Origin of the sequence: Rosenbergiella gaditana (genome assembly GCF_018494065.1) — a bacterium.
GTDB lineage: Bacteria > Pseudomonadota > Gammaproteobacteria > Enterobacterales > Enterobacteriaceae > Rosenbergiella > Rosenbergiella gaditana.
This window is the reverse complement of sequence record NZ_JABBFR010000002.1, coordinates 23997-38551: the sequence shown is the minus strand read 5'-3', so window position 1 is coordinate 38551 and position 14555 is coordinate 23997. Positions and strand designations below refer to the sequence as shown.

Genomic DNA, 14555 nt, shown 5'->3' with positions numbered 1-14555 from the left:
AGCAGCGGTGCGCGCAAAAAAATAATCTTATGATAAATAGGGCTGCTTATACAAAAAAACTATCATTTAATTTCAGGTTCAATATGCTGTGTAAAACATAGAATTCTTTCTGAGAGGGTATGTTTTGAATGATATATTGATTATTGCTTGCGTTGGTTTAACTACAGGCATCACTACAGTTCTATTTGGTTTTGGGGGCGGTTTTGTCGTTGTACCCTTTGTGTACCAACTGCTCTTACGTCAGCCCAGTTTAGAGAATAATGCTATGCACATTGCTGTTGCGACGTCTACGGCTGTGATGGTTTTTAACTCTGGGTGGGCTAGTGATAAAAATTTTAAAGCCGGCAAACTCTCAATGCCTATCATTTTTCCATTGTTTTGGTTTATCGCTACCGGTGCGATTTTGGGTTCACTGATATCAGGCATTTTAAGTGAATCGCTAGTACGAGTGCTTTTCATCATTTACATGATAGTCACTATCCTCGACTGTGTTTTTAACAAGGGATTCTTTGTTAACACTGATAAACGCTATTTATCTTCTTTAGCCATAAAAGGTGGCGGGATAACAATTGGGTGTATTGCCTCCTTATTGGGGGTAGGTGGGAGTGTTATGACAGTCCCACTATTACGTAGATATGGGCATGCAATGAAAGAGTGTGTCAGTAGTGCGAATCCTCTTTCTTTTCCTGTTGCCTTATGCGGAACGGTAACCTATACCATCAATGGATGGGGGAAAGTCCCAGCTAATGCATTTATGGGATTCATCAGTCTAAAAATACTCTTAGTTTTGGTTGTTTTCGGTCTAATCGGCATTTTTATTAGCCAGCGATACATCCCAAATATTAAGGATAAATGGCATGCTCGTATATACGTATTACTACTGATATTGGTATTAATCTCCATGCTGTTCTAATTACTATATGCGAGCTACATAGGTAGTGCACTTAAGTTAGTTTGTCGACATAAGTTTTAGTGTTTCAAATCGTGCTGTGGCAGGGCGCAGGTGAGGGAGTGGGACGAAAGCATTATCACCGTGAAGCCTAACGACTTGAGCCCAATAACGGATTTGGCGGGAGGCTATCGAATACTCTTTTGAAAGTAAGCATTAAGACTCACCGAATAGATAGCGGTTAGCGATGAAATTTTTAACTCACGGCTATATTTTGCCATAAAGAACCCCCGATAATAGGTTGTCCAACTATCGGGGGTCACTTCACAAGGTGGTTTTTTCGTTTACAGGGCAAGAGACTACGACTCTTCCAGAAGGATCTCAAGAAGATCCTTTTTATTGTCTCAAGATACAGATTTAATCTGCATGCTCACGCCGATAAATTTCTACCTCAACAAAGTCTGATTTTGGCAAACTATAAAATGACACTACGTCTTTACTATGTGGAGATATCCAACATTCGGCTTCAGTTTGGCACTGCTTTTGCTTTTCATACCCTTCGGATATCAGGTATTCACGAATTCTACTGGTATCGTTTGTTCCATTAAATTGAATACCGTATACAAAAGCCTGTGGGCCGCTGATATTGCTATAACTGAATTCATAGTTATCAGATATGCGAGGCATTCTTTTTAGCAATTCAGGTGTGTAGTAGTCGTATTCCCGCTTGTCTCTTTCGGTATAGTTAGCACTGCTGGCAAATCCCACCTCCAGATATGGCCAGCCCAATGTCAGTGCCACACCAACAAACAGCAATACAACAGAAAATATGGTTATAAATTTTCTCACAGCCCCATCCTGCCATTCCCTTTACCCAGAATAACGAAGGTTTTGTCATGTCTTGGAAGTATCACATTACCCGACAGAAAATCGTTATAGGGAACAACGGTTCTCATGAATGGGGGAAGTATCCCTTTGTATGGCCGGGCATGGGGGTTTTTGTCCGGATCAGGAAATAAGAGCGGCTGGAACGTCTCATTCTTCCAGCTACCAATTTTCCCATAGTGATCCCAGCGCTTTAGCGCCTCTTCTTTGCTGACAGGCCGCAGCATACTGAACGGATTCTGAACCGATACGACGCGGTAAAATCCCAGTAAATCTGACACCAGGTCTTCGCCACTAAAACCGCTGCCAGTCACCAAGTTGTTAGGAAAAGAACCCTGAAACGCCTCAAATTTGCGAGCCATAGTCATCATCATCGCCAGCGCAATGCTCTTCTGCTCCCAGTAAGGCCTCCCTCGACGAATTCGCCAAATCATGACTTTTCCCGTTCGCACCTGACCTAACAATCCTGACATCCCCTGTGAATACCGGACATCATAACATTCTTTCCCTGATGCTTCGCCCTGAGCTATCAGTGCTAGAAGTTCTCGAATATCTTTCCCTTGAGCGTGCCCCAGATCTACCCAGCCCAGCACTTCTGTATAAACAAGGCCTTTATTTTTATAAGGTGCTTGAGCACCATCAATAATTTCACTTCTTGTACTCATCCTGAATATCATTTCCGTGTGTTCGTTCTGTCTGCATCAAATTTACCATAACATCTCTTTTACGTGAACAAAGTTAACTCCCTGGCGTAGTTATCATCTCTTTTTCTATTTGAGCCCATAATTCACTAATCCTACGGTTAATTTCAGGAATATTACATAACGAATTAGCGGTGTTACACGGTATGACATAAGGCTCATTCAGCGAGGCCTTGGGGCTAAAAGATTCAGTTATCTCCCCTCCCATAACCATCAATATTTCAGCTAGTTGTGCATGAGCAATACTGGCGCGGGGAGATAAGTTTGGTAAAGATATTGGCTTACCTAACAATTCGCCACTTGATACTATCCAGTCCAAGGCGTTTTTTATAACACCTGTAATACCATGGGCATATTCTGGACTAGCAAATATAACAAAATTCGCATCATTTAAGCTCTTACGCCAACGTGAAACTTCCACATCTGGTTTGTCTTCAAAATCAGGATTAAAGAATGGAAGCTGATCCAGCCCATCTTGGATCAGAAACTCAACACTGTCCGGCTTAAGTAATTTCATAGACTCTAGAAAAAGGCGTTTCAAGGATGCTTTCTTAAACTTCCTGAAACTGCCAGCACATTAAATTTTGTAGATTGCATATCTTAATATCCGCTTACTCCAGTAATTTCATCTTATCCCTTTTCATGAGCAAACAAAAAATCATCAGCTCATTTAACATAAGCCTTGCTAAAGCGAAGGTTCAGAGGCTACCCCAATGCATGTTTTGTATTACAACTCTGTAGCCATCCTTGTCTGCAAAAGTAACCCCCTTACTATCCCAGTAAGGATTAAATGATTTAACTCTAATGAATCCTGCATCATCCATGCATTGACAAATCACGCCCCAACATTCCTTATCAGGAAAATATAAAACCAGTAAATCATCTGGTGTTGGAGAGGGTTTAATTGGGTGAAAGTCGCATTGAGTAAATTCCAAATGCCAACTGACATCTTCCATTCCTAACATGCATCCATTAAAACCGGCGTGATCTATAAACTCCGCAATTTTTTTTAAACCAAGACCATAACAATACATCTCACAGCTTTGGCTAAGAGATGTCACAGGGCGAGCTATTCTTATCTGTTGTGGTTCCATAACATTCCTCATATTTTCATTATGTATTTCATATAAACCCATCTTAGATGAATAATAAACCTATAAATCGTTATGCACCCAACTGAGTAGCGGCTGATTTGAACGTGATTTGAGAGTAAAATTGAGAAAACATTGCCCGATAACGTCATCAAAAACAGTGAACGAAAAATAACTTATTATTAGACTGTAAAGCTATGCGGTGAGAGTATGGATTAATGATTTCAATAAAACTTTTTTTTCATTATACGCTTAGTCATCTACAGCGGCGATCTTCATAAGGCTGATTTATTCAGTAAAGCCAAGTTGCCGGATAAAAAATATCAAACTTAGATGGTTTTTATCGTACTATAATGTCACCGCACAAGTGCGTCACAACGACTTGGGATGACGCCAAAAAATTCTCGACGAGGGGCTCAAGGTATCACTATTTATTTCGCGCTGGGACAGTGCAGTATCGGCATAGTGCTCGTGGCACAAAGTGAAAAAGGCGTCTGTGCGATTTACTTAGGCGAGAAGCCAGTGTCGCTGATCAATCAACTGCTGCAGCAATTTCCCCACGCCATCTTAATGGGTGACGATTCGCACTATGAACAACTCGTCGCCGAAGTGATCGGATACATTGAGCAACCGCTTTCGACGTGGCGTTTGCCATTGGATATTCAAGGTACCGTCTTCCAAGAGCGTGTTTGGCGGGCGTTACGCCAAATCCCGCTAGGATCGACCGCCAGTTACAGTGATATCGCTGAACAGCTCGGCTCTCCAAAGGCCGTACGTGCCGTTGCACAAGCCTGTGCGGCGAATCGACTCGCCGTCGTAATCCCTTGTCATCGCGTCATTAAACGCGATGGTCAACTTTCAGGCTATCGTTGGGGCATTGCACGTAAAGAGGCGCTCTTAGCCCGTGAAAAAGGGCAGTAGCCTCACTCGTCGTGATAAAATTGCTGTTGAGGGATCAGTACCGTGGCACGGCACCCAGTGGGGTGTAGGTTAGTTAGGGTGAATTGGCTGCGATGTAATTGGCAGATACGTTGCACGATATTAAGTCCTAAACCAATCCCCTCATAGCGGCGATCCATACGCACAAACGCCTTACTCAGTTCAGTGGCTTTTTTCAGATCAATTCCGGGACCTTGATCATCGATCTCAACACAAATCACCTCATTTTTCGCAGAGACCCGAAGGGTGATGTCTGAGTAAGGTGGGCTGTATCGGTGTGCATTCTGGAGTAGATTTTGGATGACCATTTGCAATAACGTAATATCGCCGCGCAGTGGTAAGGGGCTTGAAGGAAGTTGGACCCTTAACGATTGCTGACGCTGCGCCAACTGCCGTTCAAATTCTGGCATCATCGGGGTGATCACGGCGGCCACAAGGCCGAAATATTGATAACTTCCGGCAGCAAAAGATTGACCGACGCGAGCAAGCTTTAACAGCTGTGAGACACTGACTGTCATTTGATCGAGCCGAGACAGCAAGTCACCCAGATTAAGTTGATGTTTTTTCTCTATTAACTGTAAATGTAGACGCAAACCTGCTAACGGTGTCCGTAATTCGTGTGCAACGTCGGCGGTAAATAGTCGTTCTCGCTCTAATGTCACGGTCAACCTCGCCATCATGGTATTGATCGCCTCGACGACTGCGCTAATCTCGGTGTACTCACTGATGGCAGATAAGGGGGCGAGATTATCCTCTGAGCGTTGTGCAAGAGCATCACTCAGATCAGCCAAGGGCTTAGTCACACGCCTGATGGCATTAAAACAGAGCACCAAGCAAGCAATGATAATCAGTAAAGAGGGTACGGCTAAACTCGCCACAGCCTCATGCACCTCTTTTTCATAATGCCTGTGACGATCATGATGATTAATCGCGCTTTGTACCAAGATCGTCACCTGTTCACGGCTCTCATGCCATAACCAGAGAATACTGATAGCTTGGCAAACAACAATAATTGCCCCAACTGTCAGCATTAGCTTCCAGCGCAAGGTGGTGGGGGAAAAAGCATGCAGCGTTCGTTTCACGATGTTTTCTGAGCCATGATGGAGTAACCAAAGCCACGTAACGTTTGGATACGTTGTTTCCCGACTTTATCCCGCAGATTGTGGATATGAACTTCCAAAGAGTTAGTGGAGGGTTCATTATCCCAACTATAAATATCGCTGTACAACACATCGCGATGTACCGGTTGATTCGCTTTTAACATCAAACGCAACAAAATAGCGTACTCCTTAGGGGTTAGCTCAAGGTGCTGTTGATTTAAGAAGACTTGGCGACGGCCAATATCAATGGTTAAGTCATCAATTTGTAATAGATTATCCGATTGTTGGTGATAGCGGCGGATTAACGCTCGGCTTCTGGCCAATAGCTCTTCTAATGCGAAAGGTTTCACCAAATAATCGTCAGCACCGCTGTCGAGGCCCACCACGCGATCCTCCAAGGTATCTCGGGCAGTCAGCACGATAATAGGTGTCGCGATTTTTTGTCGGCGTAAATTTTTTAATAAGGTTAAACCGTCGCCATCCGGTAAGCCAAGGTCGAGCATTATCAGGCTATAAGTCGAGGATTGCAGAAATTGCTCAGCAAGCTTAATCCCATTGACGGCATCACACAGATAATTTTCACCCTGCATCGCCAGCAGGATCCCCTGCTGTAGCAGGGGATCGTCTTCAATAATTAATACTCTCACTGTCTTCCTCGACAGTGCGTCAGTAAGTCGAGTTGGGGTTGATATTCTCGTGTTTGAACGCCGAATAACCCTAATACCGTGGGGAATAAATTATCTTGTGACGTTTGCATAAGCTTTGCCTGATCAATCATACATTTTTTATCAATAGCATAGCGTTGCTGGTAGTCTTCGGAAAGCCAAATTAACAGGGGGACATGTTTCTGTTGAATCGGTGCAATCATATAGGGAAGCCCGTGTAAGTAAACGCCATCTTCACCTAAAGACTCACCGTGATCGGAAAGATAGACCAAACTAGTGGTAAAGCGCTGTGAATTTGCTTGTAGCAGCTGAATACCTTGATCGACCATCGCATCCATATAGCGGATGGTATTATCATACGTATTGACGAGCTGTTCTGTAGAACAGTGCTGCACCTCATTCGTATCACAGGTTGGGGTATAATATTTAAAGGCATCAGGGTAACGATGGTTGTAGGTCGGGCCATGGCTACCAATAGTATGTAAAACAATTAAGGTATTGCCGGTTTGTTTATCTATATAGCCTTGTAAGTGATGGAACAGGACATGGTCGTAGCACTCACCGTCAATACACATACCCGATAGGTTTTGTGAGGTCATCTCTTCGGTAGGAACCCGTGAGCATGCGCCTTTACAGCCACCGTCGTTTTCACGCCACAGTACGTTGATGCCAGCACGTTGCACAATATCGAGCAATCCTTCACGATGATTGGCCAGCTTGTCGTTATAGTGGTCATGACCCATTCCCGAAAACATGCAGGGGACAGAAACTGCCGTCGATGTACCACATGATAAGGTGTTGGGATAATAGACCACATCATCTTTGGCCAATAAAGGCGTAGTTTGTCGTTGATAGCCGCCTAATCCTACATCTTGCGCACGTGTTGTCTCACCGACAATCAATATCGTCAAGGTCGGTTTACCCCCTAGATGGGCTGCTGCTTGGTGAGCATCCTCACCAAAGCGGATTAGCGGTAGATTAGCGGTACGCTCGTGTTTATACCAAGAAAGTGCGGCAGCGATACTGTTTGATGGGCTTAAATAGGTGATCAATTCCCGATTATTACGAAAAAGTGAGGCGTAATCTTTATAGAAACTGTTCGAAATCAGATAAGTCCCGGCACAGGAAATTAACAAGGTTATCAACGCATAACTTATACGTTGTAGAGTGGACTGGCGTGTCAAACGTCGTGCGACAAACAGCACAATAATCGGAATAACTGCGGTCAGGATAAAGTAGCCGATCATCTGAGGGGTGACTAACGCGAAACTCTCTGCCGCAGTGGTGTTCGCCATATTCGCGACCATCGTTCTATCGACGATAATACGGTAACTACTGATAAAATACTGGGCGCTACTCGCGAGCAGAATAAACAGAATCGCGACAGGGAAAGCTAGCCACACCACTTCTGCCACCATCAGTATGCTGAACAGCACAAAGAAAGAGACCCACGGCATACTCAGCAAGAATAGCCATGTATGACTTTTGTCTGGGTGAACAAGATTATAAGCCTGCTCAAAAAAAGGAATATTTAAACACAGCGTGATTGCTGCTGCCGTCAGCGCATTCAATACGGGGTGCGTTAAGCGCGTCATTAACCAATTTTTCATAACATAAGTCCGGACTAATCATCGAATAATGGATTATCTCTGACCGACCTTAAGATAATCTTAAGTCTGGTGCGACGCGCTCCCAGATGTTTGCTGGGATTCAGCCATTTCAGAAGCCAGTGACTATAACTGCAAAGCTAAATAGGGCGGGATAGAAGCCCCTGATATCAAAAATTCACTATTTTTTGTCTGATTTTGAGTGGCTCTTATACCTGTCGATCGCCGGTATTTACCATAACATCTGGTGCGTACATCTCCTCAGAAACCCTCAGCTCGTTTTTAGTTGCTAAGCCACACATAGCAGGTTTTCCTACCAGAAAATAGCTCCAAATTTCTTGCTTAGGAAAAAATGGTATAAAGAAGGTCATTGTGAAAATAAAAAAATCTGCTATAAGCATGAATGGATAAGTATACAAAAAAGGAGATAGTAAATGGAACCAAGAGAAGGAATTCTGACGTTCAGGGCAGAAGGCAACAACATATCAGGCAGTCGTTATTATTCTAGAAAAATACATTGGCCTGGAATTGAATCTCGGTGTAATCAATATGGATCAGGTGTAACCATTGGGCGCGGTTACGATATGAAGGAAAGATCAGAAACACAAATAATACACCACCTCACTTTAGCTGGAATACCAACTGTAAAAGCAAAAAAATAGCAGAAGGGTCAAAAAAAAGCTATTGCGGTGCAAGTGATTTTATAAAAGAAAAAAGAGAACCCATAGGTGAAATAACAGAAATACAACAGCTAAGGTTGTTTGAATTAGTTTATAAAGAATATGTTTCTGACACAATAAAATTTTATAATAAATATAAAAACCATAATTCTGTTTCTTGGGGTAAATTACAAAAAGAAATAAAGGATGTTTTTACTGACATGAAATATCAAGGAGTGTTAACATACAGAATGGTTCCTGATTTTGGCAAGAATAAAAAAGAAGAAATAATTAATTTAATAAAAAATAACCCGACTTTACTAAGAGATGAGAAAGCAAGGCAGAGGATAAAGCATCTAGAAGGTATAGCAATATGAAAGTGATTAAAGTATTTTCTTTTCTACTTAGTTTATTAATACTACAAGCTAAAGCAACTACTGAAAATGAAGAAACACCTTGCATGAACATAGCCCATACGGATGAGGTTATATCTTGCATGATCGATTTTTCTGAAAAAAAATGAAAGAGTACAACAAAAAATATAAGATTTACTTAGATTCAATAAAAAACAATAAAGAAAGGCCAGAAAACATAAAAAAGATAAACTCTTTAGCAAAAGAAGCAAAAGCAAACTGGGATCTTTACGTCAAAAAAGAATGCCTTGCAGAAGCACTTGTATTCGAAAAAGGAAGTTATGGCTTTAACGATACTTACCACTCATGCTTAATTAATAATTACACTAAAAGAATAAAATATTATAAAGAAAATAAAATTTAAAATTACGTACCTTTTAGTGTGTGTATGATATTAAATAAGAATTCTAATGAATTCCTCTGACATCCCGGCTATTTTAATAGAAAAGCAACAATACATACACCTGTGACCGAGAGCAACGTACTGAATCGGCGGGCGAGATCATTTATAGCTTCTTCAAAAGCTCCGTCATAATTGTCCACGTTATTCTTGATCTTTTAACCAATACAGAAAGTTATATCCTTAACGTATTTTTTTACACTACTGGCCTCAAACCCCGAGAAGTACCGAAGGAGAAGCATTTAACGGGTAAGATATTCATACACCTGATTGAATGTGACAACCTGAGCCTGCGTACTCGAATCAAGTGGTTGGCGCACAGAACCTTCTGTTTTCCACGCTTGGTCGAAATCCACGAAAAAGTCATCGGGGCTTTCATCGCAAAATATATGTTCTACTCATTGGAGACAGCATCTTAAATTTTATGTGAATAGTTAAATATTCTTTTGGCTGGGCGATGGTTTTACGCAGTGATGCCATCATTTAGCTAAGCTTTCAAGGCTAGCAAAGCGTACACAGTACTATACATAGTGTGTACGATTTGAAATTTCTCAAGGAGTATTATTAGTAAAGGGTTGTCACTCACTCATAAGTAACTGTACATACTTTTTACTCTATACTCCATGAGGAGGCCTAATAGTCTTATTGTGATGACTTAACTTTCTCTGCGATACGGTCGCCAAGGGTTTGATCAATTGCGCGCCAGTAATCGAAGGCACGGGAGAGCACCGGCTCTTTTACGCCATTCAACAGATGACCTGCCACATTATTGACTAAGCGATCACGTCCTGCATCATCAAGAACCTGATTAACCAGGGCATTTGCCTGACCATAATCGTCATCTTCAGCATGCAAAGAATAGGGCGCACGTAATTGTTCACCCTTAGCAGCCCACGTGGAGTCGGTAGGATAACGTTCACCGTCTGCTGCCGGGCCACCCTTGCTGTTCGGCGCGTAAACCGGATCACTGACGGGTTGGATGCGCATTGCACCATCTTTGCTATAGCTGTTGACCGGACAGCGCGGGCTATTGACAGGAATCTGCTTATAGTTGACCCCTAAACGCGCACGGTGTGCATCCGCATAAGCAAAAATACGGCCCATTAACATCTTATCTGGGCTAAGTCCGATGCCAGGCACTAAGTTGTTAGGTTCAAATGCCGCTTGCTCGATTTGAGCATGGTTGTCGGTAGGGTTCTGATCCAGCGTTAACTTACCAACTTTAATCAGTGGGTAATCTTTGTGTGGCCACACTTTAGTCAAATCGAAGGGATTAAAACGGTAATTATCGGCGTCTGCGAACGGCATAATCTGCATATACAGCGTCCAGCTTGGATTCTTGCCTTCAGAAATCGCGTTATAAAGGTCACGTACATGGAAATCACCGTCAGCGCCGGCTAATTTGTCTGCTTCGTCTTGGGTTAAGCATTCAACGCCTTGGTCGGTTTTGAAATGGTATTTAACCCAGAATTTCTCCCCTTCGGCATTCACCCACATATAGGTATGGCTGGAGTAACCGTTCATATGACGCCAGCTTTTAGGGATACCACGATCGCTCATTAACCACGTAACTTGGTGGGCGGATTCAGGGGATAACGTCCAGAAGTCCCATTGCATATCATTATCACGCAGGTTGTTGTCTGCACGACGCTTCTGCGAACGGATAAAATGTTGGAACTTCATTGGGTCACGCACAAAGAAGACCGGCGTATTGTTGCCGACCATGTCGTAGTTACCTTCGGTCGTATAGAATTTGATTGAAAACCCGCGTGGGTCACGCCAGGTATCAGGGCTGCCGCGTTCACCGGCAACGGTGGAAAAACGCATTAACACTTCTGTTTTTACGCCCGGCTGAAATAGGGCTGCTTTCGTATATTGGCTAACATCGTCAGTGACTTCGAAATGACCAAACGCACCGCTGCCCTTGGCATGGGGCTGCCGCTCTGGAATACGTTCGCGGTTGAAATTTGCCATTTGCTCGATAAGGTAATGGTCGTGAAGGACAATCGGACCGTCAGGGCCGACTGTTAAAGAATGCTCATCGCTGGCAACGGGAATGCCGGCATCAGTGGTTGTTATGTTTCTTTTTTGATCGCTCATCACTGTCCTCATGATTTTTATTTTTTACATTGCTCCTTACTAAGCGTAGACAAAGATTTAGTAATGAGACATTTTTTTTTCGTGAGTGAGAGAAGTCGGTTTTCGTCAGTCATGGAGAGATCATGCTATGCTTATCGTCCTTATTATCAGTATGCTTAGCTTGGAGCCAAGTCGTGAACCCCGTAGCCTCCTCATTATCACCTTTTAGTCACCGTGGCTTTCGGCACTACCTTATCGCACAGACCTGTTCATCACTCGGTTTTCAAATTGTCTCATTAGCGGTTAGCTGGCAAATCTACGCCATGACCCACAGTGCATTTATGCTGGGGATGATTGGACTGATGCAATTTTTACCCTCGATATTACTGGCATTGCCGGCGGGGCACCTTGCCGATCAATACAATAGAAAGACATTAATCGTTACAGGGCAAGTTATCGAATTTCTCGCTGTAGCTGGGCTGATTGCTTTACCTTTTTTCTCGTGGTTATCCACCCCGGCTTTATTGGGACTGGTCGCATTATTCTGGATTGCTAAAGCGGTGGAGGGCCCCGCAAACACTTCACTACTGCCCGCACTGCTGCCTGCTGAACTACTTTCCAAGGCGATGGCGACTAACCAAGTTTTCCGTGAGGCCATGGTTATCGCGGGTCCGATGATCGGCGGGTTGCTGTACCTGTACTCACCCGAGGCGGCTTATGGGGTTGCGGCAATCTGTTATTTCGTTGCGTTGCTCATGATTGCCACCGTTCACTATCCTCCAGTCGCGTTAACCCGCCTGCCCATGACGATGAAAAATCTGTTTGCAGGATTGCACTTTATCTTTGAACGTAAAGATATTTTAGGGGTCATTTCGTTAGATCTTTTTGCGGTATTACTGGGTGGCGTGACGGCTTTATTACCTATCTTTGCCCAAGATATTTTACATACTGGGCCTTGGGGGCTCGGTGCGCTTCGCGCAGCACCTTCTGTCGGTGCCTTACTGACAGGGATCTGGATCAGTCGTCGTGTATTGACTCGCCACACCGGGTTGATCATGTTTGGCTGTGTAGCGGGTTTCGGGGTAGCGACCTTGGTATTTGCGCTGTCTCACAATCTAGTGTTATCGCTTCTCGCGCTAGTGGCCTTAGGCGGTTTTGACATGGTGAGTATGGTGATTAGAGGGGCGATGGTTCAGCTTGATACCCCGGATGCAATGCGTGGCAGAGTTAATGCGGTCAACTCAATCTTTATTAATACCTCAAATCAGTTTGGTGAATTTGAAACAGGCGTACTGGCGAGCATGTTAGGAACGGTCCCCGCAGCGGTGGTCGGAGGAGTAGGGACGTTAGTCGTTGTTGCGATATGGATGAAACTTTTCCCTAGTTTGCGTCAGCGTCAGCAATTGACATAGCCTTCAGAGTAACAAATACCCCTTCAGTCAGTCGACTGAAGGGGATAATACTTACAGTGCCATATCTCGATTTGGCGTAGAAGTCGAGGAAACAGGCGCTTGATTTGCTGCCGTAGGAGCAGTCATCTCAATACGGGGTGGTGGCGTTAACTGTAAAACCTCAGCAGTATGATCCCACACTTGCTGAGCTAATGCCGGATCACTGTTCAGTTTCTGACCGTAACTTGGCACCACTTGTTTGATACGTGCTTGCCATTGTGGGGTTTTCACCTGTTGCGGGAACAATTTCTCAATCACGTTTAACATGATCGGGGCGGCGGTTGACGCACCCGGTGAAGCACCGAGTAATGCGGCAATGGTCTTCTGCTGGTCGGTAACAATTTCGGTGCCTAATTTCAAGACGCCACCTTTATCAGCATCTTTCTTAACGATCTGCACACGTTGACCCGCTTGCCACAGCTTCCAATCAGCTTGTTTAGCCTCTGGGAAGTACTCTTTCAGGGCATTAAAACGATCTTCATCAGATAACATTACCTGACCAATCAAATACTTCACCAAATCAAAGTTATCCACGCCGACATGAGCCATTGGTATGACATTATGAGTCGTGGTTGCACTGAACAGATCCAAGAGGGAACCATTTTTCAGGTATTTAGTCGAGAAGGTAGCGAAGGGTCCAAAAAGTACCACTTTTTTACCGTCTAAATAGCGCGTATCGAGATGAGGAACAGACATCGGCGGTGCACCCACGGACGCTTGCCCATAAACTTTCGCAGTGTGCTGAGCCGTGATGGCAGGATTCTCTGTCACCAAGAATGATCCACCGACTGGGAATCCACCGTAGTTCTCTGCTTCTGGAATACCGGTTTTTTGCAATAGTTTCAGCGACGCACCCCCTGCACCGATGAAAACGTATTTAGCATGGATACTGTGTTTTTCACCTGTGGTACGGTTTTCGACGGTGACTAACCAAGAGTTATCGTCTTGACGCGTAAATTCTGTCACTTGCGTAGAAAGTTCTAAGGTAAATTCAGGTTTTTTTTGGAGTGTACTGACTAACTGGCGTGTAATTTCGCCATAGTTTACATCAGTGCCTAATGGCGTCCAAGTCGCAGCAACTTTCTGCGCGGGATCACGGCCGTCAATAATTAAAGGCGCCCATTTTTTAATCTGTTGTTGGTCCGTGGAGAACTGCATCCCTTGGAATAATGGGCTCTTTTGTAAGGCAGCATAGCGACGTGTTAAATAATCAACATTCTTATCGCCCCAAACAAAACTCATATGTGGAGTAGAATTAATAAAGCTGCGCGGTTGTTGTAACGTGCCTAGTTGTACCTGTGATGCCCAAAATTGACGGGAAATCATAAAGGCTTCATTGATCTCGATAGCTTTTGAAATATCAATCGACCCATCTTCGCGCTGAGGAGTGTAATTAAGTTCCATATTAGCGGAATGGCCTGTTCCCGCGTTATTCCAGCCATTGGAAGATTCTTCAGCTACGCCATCTAAACGTTCAACCATAGTCTGTTTCCACTCTGGTTGAAGCTCATGTAACCATGTACCCAATGAGGCACTCATGATGCCGCCACCGATCAGTAAAACATCGGTGTTTTCGGTACGCGCTTGCGCTGTTTGAGTGAAAAGTGATGCGGCGATCAGAGATAAACTGAATACTGTTTTTTTAATGTGTTGCATAACTAGCCCTGATAAAATCC

The 14555-nt window shown here is 43.8% G+C and carries 17 protein-coding genes; 8 read left to right on the top strand and 9 right to left on the bottom strand.

The window, feature by feature from the left end:
* Window positions 1-124 precede the first annotated feature (124 nt).
* Window positions 125-913, top strand: a complete 789-nt coding sequence (locus tag HH682_RS01620; RefSeq protein ID WP_214235615.1) for a sulfite exporter TauE/SafE family protein — start codon at window positions 125-127, stop codon at window positions 911-913.
* A gap of 393 nt (window positions 914-1306) precedes the next feature.
* Here HH682_RS01620 and HH682_RS01615 read toward each other — a convergent pair whose 3' ends face one another.
* From HH682_RS01615 to HH682_RS01600, 4 genes are all read right to left on the bottom strand, one after another.
* Window positions 1307-1738: a hypothetical protein gene (locus HH682_RS01615; protein WP_214235613.1), complete on the bottom strand. Its 432-nt coding sequence runs from the start codon at window positions 1736-1738 to the stop codon at window positions 1307-1309.
* Window positions 1735-2439, bottom strand: a complete 705-nt coding sequence (locus HH682_RS01610; protein WP_214235611.1) for a hypothetical protein — start codon at window positions 2437-2439, stop codon at window positions 1735-1737. The genes HH682_RS01615 and HH682_RS01610 overlap by 4 nt, the downstream gene beginning before the upstream one ends.
* A 73-nt stretch (window positions 2440-2512) precedes the next feature.
* Complete coding sequence (locus tag HH682_RS01605) at window positions 2513-2992, bottom strand: NADPH-dependent FMN reductase (protein ID WP_214235609.1); 480 nt, start codon at window positions 2990-2992, stop codon at window positions 2513-2515.
* A gap of 181 nt (window positions 2993-3173) precedes the next feature.
* The gene (locus HH682_RS01600) at window positions 3174-3569 is read right to left on the bottom strand and encodes a VOC family protein (RefSeq protein ID WP_214235607.1); all 396 of its coding nucleotides are present in this window, start codon (window positions 3567-3569) and stop codon (window positions 3174-3176) included.
* Window positions 3570-3953: 384 nt separating this feature from the next.
* Here HH682_RS01600 and HH682_RS01595 point away from each other — a divergent pair, with 384 nt between their 5' ends.
* Complete coding sequence (locus tag HH682_RS01595; protein WP_214235605.1) at window positions 3954-4487, top strand: methylated-DNA--[protein]-cysteine S-methyltransferase; 534 nt, start codon at window positions 3954-3956, stop codon at window positions 4485-4487.
* A gap of 2 nt (window positions 4488-4489) precedes the next feature.
* Here HH682_RS01595 and pmrB read toward each other — a convergent pair whose 3' ends face one another.
* Genes pmrB through eptA form a run of 3 tightly spaced genes read right to left on the bottom strand, consistent with a single transcriptional unit; the run spans window position 4490 to window position 7880 of the window.
* Window positions 4490-5587: a two-component system sensor histidine kinase PmrB gene (gene pmrB, locus HH682_RS01590; RefSeq protein WP_338049291.1), complete on the bottom strand. Its 1098-nt coding sequence runs from the start codon at window positions 5585-5587 to the stop codon at window positions 4490-4492.
* Window positions 5584-6252 (bottom strand): two-component system response regulator PmrA, encoded by a 669-nt coding sequence (gene pmrA / locus HH682_RS01585; protein ID WP_214235603.1) that lies wholly within the window; start codon window positions 6250-6252, stop codon window positions 5584-5586. Before pmrA ends, pmrB begins: the two co-directional genes overlap by 4 nt.
* Window positions 6249-7880: a phosphoethanolamine transferase EptA gene (gene eptA, locus HH682_RS01580; RefSeq protein WP_214235601.1), complete on the bottom strand. Its 1632-nt coding sequence runs from the start codon at window positions 7878-7880 to the stop codon at window positions 6249-6251. Before eptA ends, pmrA begins: the two co-directional genes overlap by 4 nt.
* 431 nt (window positions 7881-8311) lie before the next feature.
* Between eptA and HH682_RS15675 the strand changes: the two genes are divergently transcribed.
* The 5 genes from HH682_RS15675 to HH682_RS01560 all read left to right on the top strand — a co-directional run bounded on the left by HH682_RS15675 (window position 8312) and on the right by HH682_RS01560 (window position 9768).
* Window positions 8312-8539, top strand: a complete 228-nt coding sequence (locus HH682_RS15675; protein WP_250318501.1) for a lysozyme family protein — start codon at window positions 8312-8314, stop codon at window positions 8537-8539.
* Between the two features lie 95 nt (window positions 8540-8634).
* Window positions 8635-8913 carry a lysozyme family protein gene (locus tag HH682_RS15670; RefSeq protein WP_250318500.1) on the top strand — a complete coding sequence of 93 codons (279 nt, stop codon included), beginning with the start codon at window positions 8635-8637 and terminating at the stop codon, window positions 8911-8913.
* A complete protein-coding gene (locus HH682_RS01570) occupies window positions 8910-9059 on the top strand; it encodes a hypothetical protein (protein WP_214235600.1) in 150 nt (49 codons plus the stop codon). Before HH682_RS15670 ends, HH682_RS01570 begins: the two co-directional genes overlap by 4 nt.
* Window positions 9056-9313 carry a lysozyme inhibitor LprI family protein gene (locus HH682_RS01565; protein ID WP_214235598.1) on the top strand — a complete coding sequence of 86 codons (258 nt, stop codon included), beginning with the start codon at window positions 9056-9058 and terminating at the stop codon, window positions 9311-9313. The genes HH682_RS01570 and HH682_RS01565 overlap by 4 nt, the downstream gene beginning before the upstream one ends.
* A gap of 182 nt (window positions 9314-9495) precedes the next feature.
* The gene (locus tag HH682_RS01560; RefSeq protein ID WP_420826175.1) at window positions 9496-9768 is read left to right on the top strand and encodes an IS1 family transposase; all 273 of its coding nucleotides are present in this window, start codon (window positions 9496-9498) and stop codon (window positions 9766-9768) included.
* Window positions 9769-9991: 223 nt separating this feature from the next.
* Here HH682_RS01560 and HH682_RS01555 read toward each other — a convergent pair whose 3' ends face one another.
* A complete protein-coding gene (locus tag HH682_RS01555) occupies window positions 9992-11449 on the bottom strand; it encodes a catalase (RefSeq protein ID WP_214235596.1) in 1458 nt (485 codons plus the stop codon).
* 122 nt (window positions 11450-11571) lie between these two features.
* Between HH682_RS01555 and HH682_RS01550 the strand changes: the two genes are divergently transcribed.
* Window positions 11572-12840: an MFS transporter gene (locus HH682_RS01550; protein ID WP_214235593.1), complete on the top strand. Its 1269-nt coding sequence runs from the start codon at window positions 11572-11574 to the stop codon at window positions 12838-12840.
* 51 nt (window positions 12841-12891) lie between these two features.
* Here HH682_RS01550 and mqo read toward each other — a convergent pair whose 3' ends face one another.
* Window positions 12892-14535: a malate dehydrogenase (quinone) gene (gene mqo, locus HH682_RS01545; protein ID WP_214235591.1), complete on the bottom strand. Its 1644-nt coding sequence runs from the start codon at window positions 14533-14535 to the stop codon at window positions 12892-12894.
* Between the last annotated feature and the right edge of the window lie 20 nt (window positions 14536-14555).

Coding starts and splice junctions, on each gene's coding strand:
- HH682_RS01550 (WP_214235593.1), top strand. CDS start 11,572: ATGCTATGCTTATCGTCCTTATTATCAGTATGCTTAGCTTGGAGCCAA.
- HH682_RS01570 (WP_214235600.1), top strand. CDS start 8,910: ATGAAAGTGATTAAAGTATTTTCTTTTCTACTTAGTTTATTAATACTA.
- mqo (WP_214235591.1), bottom strand. CDS start 14,535: ATGCAACACATTAAAAAAACAGTATTCAGTTTATCTCTGATCGCCGCA.
- HH682_RS01610 (WP_214235611.1), bottom strand. CDS start 2,439: ATGAGTACAAGAAGTGAAATTATTGATGGTGCTCAAGCACCTTATAAA.
- HH682_RS01600 (WP_214235607.1), bottom strand. CDS start 3,569: ATGGAACCACAACAGATAAGAATAGCTCGCCCTGTGACATCTCTTAGC.
- HH682_RS15675 (WP_250318501.1), top strand. CDS start 8,312: ATGGAACCAAGAGAAGGAATTCTGACGTTCAGGGCAGAAGGCAACAAC.
- HH682_RS01595 (WP_214235605.1), top strand. CDS start 3,954: ATGACGCCAAAAAATTCTCGACGAGGGGCTCAAGGTATCACTATTTAT.
- HH682_RS01565 (WP_214235598.1), top strand. CDS start 9,056: ATGAAAGAGTACAACAAAAAATATAAGATTTACTTAGATTCAATAAAA.
- eptA (WP_214235601.1), bottom strand. CDS start 7,880: ATGAAAAATTGGTTAATGACGCGCTTAACGCACCCCGTATTGAATGCG.
- HH682_RS01555 (WP_214235596.1), bottom strand. CDS start 11,449: ATGAGCGATCAAAAAAGAAACATAACAACCACTGATGCCGGCATTCCC.
- HH682_RS01605 (WP_214235609.1), bottom strand. CDS start 2,992: ATGAAATTACTTAAGCCGGACAGTGTTGAGTTTCTGATCCAAGATGGG.